The organism is Ralstonia pickettii (assembly GCF_000607165.1).
Taxonomy (GTDB): domain Bacteria; phylum Pseudomonadota; class Gammaproteobacteria; order Burkholderiales; family Burkholderiaceae; genus Ralstonia; species Ralstonia holmesii.
In genome coordinates this window covers 1-10,299 of the sequence record NZ_JFZG01000022.1, presented here as the reverse complement: position 1 = coordinate 10,299, position 10,299 = coordinate 1, and the positions used below count along the sequence as shown (strand labels likewise).

The following is a 10,299-nucleotide window of genomic DNA, read 5'->3' as shown; positions in this document are numbered from 1 at the left end:
GGACAATCCCCTTCCAATATCCAGGGACGGATCATCGTTCCCATAGAAGTTCGTCCCCAACCGCGGCGGCGGAATGAGTTGCTGCTATCGCAGCAACTCATTCTCCGTAGACAGTCGCTGAGCGGTGCGATTGCTATTACCGACGTATGCGGTGGTCTGGATGTTGAATCAATACGGCACTAGGGGTTGCACGCCGAAAGCCGCCCAGCTCGGCGCCGGACGCCCTGAGCCGACGTCGTTCCGGATGCGAAGCCGCATGTTCCGGAACGTCGTGATCGAGTGCCCCGAATAGCAACTCAGAATTTGTGCCGCAAGCCGAGTGCCAACGAGCTGGGGCTGGGGCCGTTGATGCCGTTGTCCAAATTGAACGTTGCCCCGTTCTTGTTGTTGACCTTGCCGAACCGGCCGTATAACGTCGTTCGCTTCGACAAGGCATAGTCGGCACCCAATCCGATTCCGGTTGCACCTTTGTCGGCTGGTGTCTTGTCATTGACGCGCGTTGCGGTTGCGGAGAGGGTCCACGCACCTAGCGGCACGCTGACACCCAACCAGTAGCTGCTCTCGTCGAGGCCCACGGCACCTTCCTTGCGGGTGCGATAGGCGGCATACAGCTTCGCCACGCCGAAGTCGTACGCGCCTCCCAACGAGTGCCACCTTCGCTTGTCGCTGTTGGTCGCGTTGGTGCGCGCGTCATAAGCATAGGCGAGGTAGACCGGACCGTTATAGTACTGAAGGGAGGCGCCGACATCGTTGTTGGCACCGTTGAACGCGCCGGGTGCCTCGCCGAAGGCATACATGAGCCGGCCCACGAAGCCGTTCACGTTTGGCGTCTCATACACGACCGCATTGTCGGTGCGGAACACCGTGTTGGAGTAGGTATTGGAGGGCGATGCTGTGGAGCCCCCATCAAATGGGTCCATGCCGAACACGGCGCGGGCTTCGGGGCGGAACTGGCGACCGAGATCAACGCGCCCCCATGGCCCCGACAGGCCGACCGTCGCACGTCTGTTGAACAGCCTTGCGCTATCGGACAGCGCGCCGGTGTCCGTGTTGAAGCCGTTCTCAAGCCAGAAATTGGCCTTGAGTCCGCCGCCGATATCTTCGCTGCCCCGCATGCCGAAACGCGACGCTGAATTCTGCCCCGAGACCAGCCGGTTGACATTGACTCCGTCTCCACTGCGTGCCCACTCAACTGCCGTATCGACGATGCCGAATACCTCCACGTTCGACTGGGCCAGCGCGACTTCACTCGTCATTGCGATGATCGCGGGCGCGACCTTCCAAACTGTTGTCCTTATTCTCATGGCTCCTCCTTGTGGTCGAGCGGTCGTCTTACTTCGCCGCTTCGATCAGCTTCATGGCTTGATCGATCTTCTCGCCGACGGAATCGTGCAGCACGTCGTACGCGGCTTTCTCGGCCTTCGCCTGCAGCAGCAGTTTCCTGGCGGCATCGGTCATTGCGGGATCGCTGGTCTTGGGCGATGCGATCGCATCTTCCAGGCGTTTGATCTCGCTGCCGAGGAAAGCAGGCTGCGCTCCGACGAACTTGAAGCCATCGTTTAGCAACGCGCGGATGCGCAGGAGTTGGACGGTGTCCGAGTGGAAGTACACGGCGCGAGCCTGCTCGATCAGCACCTTTGCTTCTCGTGCCTCCTTGCTGTTCGGATCCTTTGTTGCATGGATCTTCTCGAACTTGGTGATATCGGCGTCGATGTTGTGCGCCAGCGCTGCCATGGACGCCAGGCCAAAGACGGCCGCTGCCATCATGTTTTTCATGGTTGTCTCCTCAAGGTAGTTGTGGTTGCCGCTCTTGCGGCGATTTCATGCGTAAAGTGCCGGCACACTGCGCAAGATGGAAAAACGTATCGATTGGATGGCTAACTGGAGAGGATCTTTGAAAGAAACTGCCGCGCGCGATCGGTGCGCGCATCGGGGCAGTCAAAGAAATCCGCCTTGGGCACGTCTTCAATAATCTGTCCCTGGTCCATGAAGATGACTCTGTTCGCCACTTGCCTGGCGAAGCCCATCTCGTGCGTGACGACGGCCATCGTCATGCCATCCCTGGCAAGATCGATCATGACGTCGAGGACTTCATTCACCATTTCCGGATCGAGCGCGGAAGTCGGCTCATCGAACAGCATGACCTCCGGGTCCATGGCCAACGCGCGCGCGATGGCAACACGCTGTTGCTGGCCGCCCGACAACTGCCCGGGGAACTTCGACGCGTGCGCAACGAGTCCGACGCGGTCCAGTAGCGCCAGCGCCTTGGCTTCTGCAGCGGCTCTGTTGCGCTTGAGCACCTTGATCTGACCCAGTGCCAGGTTCTGCAATACCGTCAGGTGAGGGAACAGCTCGAAGCTCTGGAAAACCATGCCGACGCGGGCGCGAAGACTCGCAAGGTTCGTGTCTGCGGCGCCGACGGAGATTCCTCCCACGTGGATATCCCCCTTCTGAAACGGTTCGAGTCCGTTGACCGTCTTGATGAGCGTCGATTTTCCTGACCCGGAGGGGCCGCAGATCACCACCACATCCTTTGGGGCGATGGAAGTCGTGCAGTCGGTGAGTACCCGAAACGGGCCATACCATTTGGAGACGTCGGAAATATTGATCATGGTTGGTGTCGTTTGTGTCTTGATATCGGAGCAACCGGGCAAGAGCCTGGTCACGCCCGGGCTCCCATGCGCTTCTTCTGCACGGCGGCGACGAGCCAGACGCCAAACGAGCACAGCACCAGGTAGACCGCAGCCGAGAACAGGTACATCTCGACCAGCCGCCCATCGCGCTGGCCGATCTTGCCAGCGGCGCCAAGGAAGTCGGTCAGGCTGATCACGTAGACGAGTGAGGTGTCCTTGAGCAGGGCGATCGTCTGGTTGATCAGCGACGGTGTCATGTTCCGAAACGCCTGCGGCAGGATCACGTGCCGCAAGGCTTGCCACTGCGTAAGCCCCAGCGCTTTTGCCGCGCTCAGTTGCCCGGTTTTCACGCTTCCGATGCCAGCGCGGATGATTTCGCAGTAGTAGGCAGACTCGGCGAGAATGAAGGCCGCCAACGCAGCCCATATCGGACCGACCGTGAGATACGGATCACCGGTCACAGCGCGCAGCATGGCCGGAACCAGAAAGAAGAACCAGAAGATCGTCAGGATCAGCGGTATGGAGCGGAACACGTTCACATACGCGGCAACAGTCATGGTGACGGGACGCGGGCCGAACAGCCGTCCGATCGCCAGCACGGTGCCCAGAGCAATGCCTGCTGTGATGGAGGCGGCAACCAAGCCGCCCGTCGTCGCGAGCCCTTCTACAAGGTAAGGCCACGCACGCGGAATGGAGGACCAGTCGAATTGATAGCTCATCGTGACCTCAGTGCGAACCGACCATGCCAGGAAGGCGCGAGCGCGCTTCGATCACGTGCATCAGCCAGACCACCAGCAGCGTGACCAACATATAGATGACGGTGGCGGCCAGAAACGACTCGAATGGCTGTGCACTGAATTCGCTCAGTTGGCGGCTCTGGCCGGTCAACTCCATGAGCCCGATGGTGAGCGCAACCGCCGAGTTCTTGAACACATTCATGAAGTCAGAGGTCAGAGGCGGAATGATGATGCGGAAGGCCTGCGGCAGAATGACGTGGCGGTAGATGCCGCCGGTGGAAAGCCCCAGCGCCAACCCTGCGGCCCGCTGGCCCGCAGCGATCGATTCAATTCCTGCCCGAATCTGCTCGGCGCATTTGGCTGCGGAATAGAGCGTCAGACACAGGACAACGGTCAGAAACTGATTCAGCGTCGGATTCATCTGCTTGATGGCATTGCCCCAGTCGACGGGTAGCAGCTCGGGAAGTACGTAGAACCACAGGAAGAGCTGGACCAGCAGCGGCGTGTTGCGAAAGCAATGCACATACGCAGCGCTTGGCCATCGAACCCAGCGCTGCGGCAGCGTGCGGGCGACACCGAAGAGGGTGCCCAAGGCCAGCGCCAACGTCCAGGACAACAGCGAGATCAGCAGGGTCCAACCCAGGCCTGTCAGGAGCATCGCTCCATACAGCCCTTCGCCCGTCACCGATGGCTTGAAGTAAATGAGCCAATCCCAGGAGTAGTTCATTGATCAATGCATGCGTGTTGCGGGTGATTTACTGGAACGCCTTGTCATTCGGATGCTTGAAGAGGTCCAGCATCTCGGGCGATAGCGGGCGATCAATGCGCAAGCCTCCCTTGACTGCGATGGTGGATTGGAAATAGCGCTTGTACAGCGCTTCCATTTCGCCGCTCTTCATCATGGCGGCGATAGTGTCGTCCACCAGCTTCTTGAACGCTGGGTCGTCCTTTCGCAGCATGCAGCCGTACGCTTCGCGCTGTTGCGGCATGCCAACGACTTCCCACATCGACGGGTCTTTCGCGCGGGCGATGTTGCTGTAAAGGATGATGTCGTCCTGCATTGATGCCACCGCCCGGCCAGTCTCGACGGTCAGGAAGTTCTCGTTGATGTCCTTGGCGAGAATGATGTTGATGCCCCACCTGTTCTCGACGTTGAGCTTGCGGAGCAAGCGCTCACCGGTGGTGCCGGCGCTGACCACCACGTTCTTGCCAATCAGGTCTGCCCAATGCTGGATTCCGGAGTTCTTGCGCACGAGCAATCGCGCACCAACGATAAAGAACGTGTTTGAGAACGCGACCTGCTTTTGGCGCTCCAGATTGTTGGTGGTGGAGCTGCACTCGAGATCCACGGTTTGATTGGCCACCAGCGCCACGCGGGTCTGCGGGGTGAGATTGATTTCCTTGATCTCGAGCTTGGGCAACTTGAGTTGCCTCTTCACCGCGTCGGCAATCCGGGTGGAAAGCTCCCATGCGTACCCCGCCTGCCGTTGATGGTCATCGAGGTAGTTGAATGGAATGGAAGCTTCGCGCGCGCCCAAGGTCATCACGCCGGTTTGCTTGATCTTCGCCAGCGTCCCGGTCTCCTGCGCGGTTGCGCTGCCGAGCACAGTGGCGAGCGCGGCAAATGCGAGTAGTCGAATCACGATGTCTTCTCCATGAGTGTGTTCTGCTTGGATTCAATGATGTCTACGCTTGCCCATTCAACCTGGTAAACCCGGCCTCTAGGTCTGCATACAGGGGTTCCAACGGTTCAAGCCCGATATGCAGTCGCAGCGCATAGCGTCCTGGAGGCCATGGCTGCACGATGCGAGAGGCGGTGAGGTCTGCAATGGCAATCAGGCTGTCCGTGCCGCCCCAACTGGCACCGATCCGAAAATGCTTTAAGCCATCGAGCATGGCGCTGATGCGTTCAAGATCCTGGCTGTGCAAGAGAATGGTCAGCAAGCCGTTGCCGGAGCTGAAGTACCGCTTGAAGCGTTGATGCTGTGGATCTTCCGGGTGAGCGGGATGGACCAGCGAGGCGACCTCGCGGCGGCCACGCAGCCACTGCGTCAGGTCCAGCCCTCGTTGCGCGTGTTCGGCCAAGCGAACGGAAAGGGTGCGCAGGCCGCGCAGCACGAGGAATGCGTCATCCGACGAAACCCCGGTGCCAACACCCGATACAAACGTCTTGATCTGGCGGAACAAGCGTTCGCTACGCACGGTAATGGAACCCAAACAGACATCCGAGTGGCCCGCCGCGTACTTCGACAATGCGGTGCAGACGATGTCCACGCCATGCTCGAACATGGCGGAGTTGCCGAAGCCCCATGCGTTGTCCAGCATGACCAGCGCGCCGGCAGTGTGAGCCTCGCGGGAGATGGCGGCGATCTCCTGGATCTCCATCGTGAATGAGCCGGGCGATTCGAGCAGCACGAGTCGCGTGTTGCTTTGCAGGTGCGCGTCGATCGTCGCGGCATCGGCGGCAAAGTAGGTGACGGCAACACCGATTTTCCTGAGGACGCTGTTGCAGAACTCGCGCGTCGGCCCATACACGCAGTCGGCCACCAGGACGTGGTCGCCAGCAGACAGGAGAGCAAGCATGGGATGGGTCAGCGCGGCCAGCCCGGAGGGCACCAGCACGGTGCGGGATCCACCTTCGATGGAAGCAACTTCCGTCTCCAGGGCGCGGGTTGTCGGCGTCCCATACAACCCGTATGAGTAGCCGTCGAACAACTGGCCTTTACGCGCAAGGAACTGGGCCGTCGTGTCAAAAACCAGTGTCGAAGCTCGGTGCACCGGCACAGTGAGCGCACTGAAGCGTGGCGACGAGGTCATGAAGTTGGGTGTTGTATTCGGTGGCATGGTGTCTTCCTGATGACTGGCGAGTATCCTGCACTCGGTCTATTCTTTCCAATGCCAAGTTGACTCAAGTCAATTCAAAATCGATATGAACCACAGACAGATAGAGGCGTTCCGCGCGATCATGTTGACGGGCACGACTGCCCGCGCGGCTCAGTACATGCATACCTCGCAACCCGCGGTCAGCCGGTTGCTCGCCCAGCTCGAAGCAAGCCTGCAGATGCGCTTGTTTGAGCGAGAGCGTTCGCGGTTGCGAGCGACGCCGGAAGCGAAGCTGTGGTTTGCGGAAATTGAGCGTGCCTATGCCGGCCTGGATCATCTGCAGCAGTACGCGACTCAACTGCGCTCTGGATCAGGCGGAAGCATTGCCGTGGCTTGTTTGCCTGCTCTCGGCCTGGGTCTGATGCCAAGAATCATTGCCGCCTTGCGCAAGGACTTTCCTGATGTGCTGGTCCGATTCGAGATTGGCAGCTCCGTGCAGGTGCGTGATCAGGTCGCGCGAGGCCAGTGCGATATCGGCTTCGCCGCTGATGAGGTCGAACTCGAAGGATTGACCGCCACACCCATCGTGACAACCAACGCGGTGGTCGCGATGCCGGTCAACCATCCATTGGCACGCCAACGACGCGTGAAGCTCTCCGATCTATGCGATCACCCGTTCATCGCCCTGTCACGCCGGGATACGACGCGCCGTCAACTCGACGAGTTGCTGGCAGTGGACGGACGGACGTTGCGCTTGGCCTGCGAGACCCCCTACTCGATCACCGTCGCGTCGCTGGCGAAGAATGGCGTCGGCATTGGCCTTGTGAACCCGCTCGCATTGAGCGAGCTGGACGCGCGAGGCGCGGCGTTTCGCCCCTTGGACAAGAAGATCCGTTTCCGGACGCTGGCGTTGCAGGCGGCCAGTGTGCCTCTTTCGCTACCGGCACAGGCGTTTATGGCGCACGCTAGACGTATTCTCGCGGCGGCGGCAAAGGAGGCAGGCTCTTGAGGATTCACCCGGCCCAACTCGGACTGACGACGCTACCCCGTGAGCGCGCAGCCTATGGAGTAGTTGCGGATGCGGGAACAGCCGCTTGGTTGCAATCCTGGAGATTTATGTAGACGCGCGCGCCTTCGTGCAGCCCACCCCCTTGCGGCAGCGGCACGATGACATGGCGTTGGTGTGGTCCGCTGTAAAGAAACTTGCCGTGGGTCGGCCCAAAGATGAACTGCACATAGGCAAAGCGTGCCGTGCTGCTCTGGTCTGCAAGCGAGCACATTGCCTCCACAGGGGCCATGTCGGCGAGCGTGCCGGTTCTTACGATCACGCCTAGCCGCCAGCCTTCGGCGTACTCATATTTGCCTTCGTAAGCAGTTGTGCAGCCACTGACCATCGCCGCCAGTGCCAGCGCGCTGCACGCCCGCAAAACGTACCCGCCTTCAGTAATCACGGGATATCTGATTGACATTACGCGCTCCGCTTCAGCTCATCACCGACGATCAAGCTTGAAGACCGGGATCTGCACGCCTAGCCGCCCCGTCCGAAAGAAAGCTTGGTCTTCGCTGTGCCCCCTCTTTCTCGAGCGGATTTTCTCCCAGCGCAACTGGCGAGCTTCAACCAGCACGCGTCTCATTGCAATTGATGTTGCCCCTGCTGATGGGTAACTGCCGATCGACGGGCGAGTGTTCCAAGATCTATCATTGATGCCACGGGCCGAGTTTTTGTCGCCAAGCCAACGCGATTCGGTAGAGGCGGGCCCCGTTTTGGCGAACGGCTTCCGCCCACCCCGCGGCAACGTCGAGCCGCACCAAGTATTTCAACCGCTTTCCAAAAGGGAGAGGCTCATGAACAGGTTTTCTCGCTCCATCCTAGCACTGAGTTTTGCGCCCCTAGCCGCCTTTGGTGCGGCGAATCAACTCGAAGGTCTCGGTTCCAATTCCAGCGAACCCGCGCCGAAGGCAGGCCAGCCTGGAGATCCTCAAAAGGTGACGCGTACCATCAATGTGACTATGAGCGATGACATGCGTTTCCAACCGACCACGCTCACCGTCAAAGTGGGGGAGACTGTGCGCTTCGTTGTCGAGAACATTGGCAAAGTACACCATGAACTGGTGATCGGCACCGCTGCCGACTTAAAGGAGCATGCCGAGATGATGCGCAAGATGCCGGAGATGAGCCACCACACTATTGGAAAGCATCTCGCGCTCGAGCCTGGCCAACAAGGAGCACTCATTTGGCGATTCGATGAACCCGGCATGGTTGATTTTGCTTGCCTTGTACCAGGGCATTACGAAGCCGGAATGATCGGAAAGATTGTGGTCAAGTAGGGGAAAGCGACAACATTCGATACTCGTCAATCGAGGTCTCGCTCTCGTCAAGCTAAAATCGGCATGTCATCCCAAGAATGTGAACCACATGAAGCGGAGGTTGTAGCCGCGCGCCATCTTGCGGCGCTTCGCCTTTCCCATCGCGACCGATTATCCTGCCCTGTAAAGATTGCTCCGCTCAATAAAAATCGCGATGCCCTTTGCCTCAGGAATATCAGGAAAGATCGAGCCCATATCGATTGGTTGGCCACCTCCGATTGTTGGGGCCGTGAACATCCAGCCAATTTCCTTTTCCCCAATCCGGAAAGCAACTGTTTCACCAGTGTACACATGCACGTATCTGATGCGTGGAGTCAAAATAATTGTTCGGCTCGCATGTGCAATTGCGACTGGATGCCCAAACTGCGCTGGCGTCGTAGCGACGGATGTACACCCAGACGCGAAACCTAGCAGCAAGAGCATGAGGGCGCTTTGGAGGGCCCGCATGAGGTTCATGACGTGCTCCGCACAAATGCTGAGAATGCATCCATGCTGCTAAATTCTACGTTGTAGACGACGACAGCACCCTGTCGCTGCGATTACAGTTTTGTTAACAAGCACTGCGTTTGTCGCAATCCTGGCACCTTTTTTTCGTGGATGGCACGCGGAGATTGGCGGTGAATAGGTCGCTTTAACTCTGTCGAATCAGCATTGAAACGGTGCCGGAAAGTACATACACTGTCCCGATCGGACAGTGCCACGATAAAAATAGTGGATTTTGCATGACCGATTTAACAAGAACGCTCATTGAGCGATGGAAGCCTGACAGAGACGGAACTTTCCAGACGTGGTTTCTCTGGCCCGAGCGCCTCAAGAATTTCCGCTCCATCCGGCGTGGCATTAGTACGGTGGTCAACGAGATCCAGGCTGGGACATTTGGCAACGCCTATCGCGGATCCTCTCTCGAAACCGTGGTCTCCGCGATTGCCGAGCAGCGCCAAATCTTCAAGGGGGCGGACCACGCATTCCTCTGGAAACCCAAGTTGCGTATTCCGGACATCTACGAGAACGCAGATCATCAGCGAGCGTTCGCCAGACTGCTGCATACGTGCAATTGCTGCGATACCGAGCAAGAGGTAGTTCAAGCGATTCAGCAGTTGAACCGGCACGGCATCAAGGGGCTGGGCCCAGCCGTTGCCAACCTGCTGTATTTCATCCACCCAACTTTGGCGGTTCCCTTCAACACTGCGATCGTCAATGGATACAACGCGCTGACGGGCTCTCGTGTCAAGCTCGGCAAATGGGACCACTACTTGGCCATGCGCGAGGGCGTGCTGTCCCTGAATGGACGCTACCGCGACCTGCTGTCCAATGACCTGGGTGCGATTGCCGGACTGCTGTTCGATATCGGAATGGAGCGCTATCCAGCTCCGCCGCAAGAGGGTGGCGCTACCACGATTGCTGAGTGGGAGAAGGATCTGGCTAAGGCCCGCGAGGAAGCAGCCTCCTTCGCCAAGCAACTTCAAGCAGGCCGAACCGACGATGCCTCTCATACAGAGGTGCAAGGCTGGTTGCGCGATCTTGGCAAGGCATTGGGCTTCGCGGTCTGGGTGGCGACCAACGACCGCAGCCGCCCCTACAATGGCGGCGTGCTCAGCGAGGGCTGCCTGGCAACATTGCCGAATTCACTTTTGGTTTCAGGCGCTGACACCGTGCCTCTCATCGATGTCGTCTGGCTGAACGCTGTCTCGCTGGAAGTGGAAGCTGCCTTCGAGGTCGAACACACCACATCCATCTAC

12 protein-coding genes are annotated in these 10,299 nt (G+C 59.0%); 3 read left to right on the top strand and 9 right to left on the bottom strand.

Annotated elements, in window-relative coordinates; all coding sequences use genetic code 11:
• Positions 1 to 296: 296 nt before the first annotated feature.
• The 7 genes from BG83_RS0117550 to BG83_RS0117520 form a co-directional block, all read right to left on the bottom strand.
• Positions 297 to 1,256, bottom strand: coding sequence for a porin (locus BG83_RS0117550; RefSeq protein WP_021197781.1), 960 nt, complete (start codon positions 1,254 to 1,256; stop codon positions 297 to 299).
• Between the two features lie 76 nt (positions 1,257 to 1,332).
• On the bottom strand, positions 1,333 to 1,776 hold the full coding sequence (locus BG83_RS0117545) for a hypothetical protein (protein WP_012755722.1): 444 nt from the start codon (positions 1,774 to 1,776) through the stop codon (positions 1,333 to 1,335).
• A gap of 101 nt (positions 1,777 to 1,877) precedes the next feature.
• Positions 1,878 to 2,612: an amino acid ABC transporter ATP-binding protein gene (locus BG83_RS0117540; protein ID WP_012755721.1), complete on the bottom strand. Its 735-nt coding sequence runs from the start codon at positions 2,610 to 2,612 to the stop codon at positions 1,878 to 1,880.
• 50 nt (positions 2,613 to 2,662) lie between these two features.
• Entirely contained in the window at positions 2,663 to 3,352 is a 690-nt protein-coding gene (locus BG83_RS0117535; protein ID WP_012755720.1) for an amino acid ABC transporter permease, read from the bottom strand.
• A 7-nt stretch (positions 3,353 to 3,359) separates the two neighbouring features.
• On the bottom strand, positions 3,360 to 4,097 hold the full coding sequence (locus tag BG83_RS0117530) for an amino acid ABC transporter permease (RefSeq protein WP_012755719.1): 738 nt from the start codon (positions 4,095 to 4,097) through the stop codon (positions 3,360 to 3,362).
• A gap of 28 nt (positions 4,098 to 4,125) precedes the next feature.
• Positions 4,126 to 5,013: a transporter substrate-binding domain-containing protein gene (locus BG83_RS0117525; protein ID WP_012755718.1), complete on the bottom strand. Its 888-nt coding sequence runs from the start codon at positions 5,011 to 5,013 to the stop codon at positions 4,126 to 4,128.
• A gap of 43 nt (positions 5,014 to 5,056) precedes the next feature.
• Entirely contained in the window at positions 5,057 to 6,214 is a 1,158-nt protein-coding gene (locus BG83_RS0117520) for a trans-sulfuration enzyme family protein (RefSeq protein ID WP_012755717.1), read from the bottom strand.
• Positions 6,215 to 6,299: 85 nt separating this feature from the next.
• Here BG83_RS0117520 and BG83_RS0117515 point away from each other — a divergent pair, with 85 nt between their 5' ends.
• Positions 6,300 to 7,202 (top strand): LysR family transcriptional regulator, encoded by a 903-nt coding sequence (locus BG83_RS0117515; RefSeq protein WP_012755716.1) that lies wholly within the window; start codon positions 6,300 to 6,302, stop codon positions 7,200 to 7,202.
• A 52-nt stretch (positions 7,203 to 7,254) separates the two neighbouring features.
• On the opposite strand, the gene BG83_RS0117510 is transcribed toward BG83_RS0117515, so the two are convergent.
• Positions 7,255 to 7,644: a hypothetical protein gene (locus BG83_RS0117510; RefSeq protein WP_235180696.1), complete on the bottom strand. Its 390-nt coding sequence runs from the start codon at positions 7,642 to 7,644 to the stop codon at positions 7,255 to 7,257.
• 394 nt (positions 7,645 to 8,038) lie between these two features.
• Between BG83_RS0117510 and BG83_RS0117505 the strand changes: the two genes are divergently transcribed.
• The gene (locus BG83_RS0117505; protein WP_012755714.1) at positions 8,039 to 8,521 is read left to right on the top strand and encodes a cupredoxin domain-containing protein; all 483 of its coding nucleotides are present in this window, start codon (positions 8,039 to 8,041) and stop codon (positions 8,519 to 8,521) included.
• Between the two features lie 150 nt (positions 8,522 to 8,671).
• Here the strand turns inward: BG83_RS0117505 and BG83_RS0117500 are convergent, their stop codons facing one another.
• Positions 8,672 to 9,016: a CzcE family metal-binding protein gene (locus BG83_RS0117500; protein ID WP_021197777.1), complete on the bottom strand. Its 345-nt coding sequence runs from the start codon at positions 9,014 to 9,016 to the stop codon at positions 8,672 to 8,674.
• 266 nt (positions 9,017 to 9,282) lie between these two features.
• On the opposite strand from BG83_RS0117500, the gene BG83_RS0117495 reads away from it, so the two are divergent.
• A partial coding sequence (locus BG83_RS0117495; RefSeq protein WP_024977904.1) for a hypothetical protein occupies positions 9,283 to 10,299 on the top strand: 1,017 nt, incomplete at its 3' end.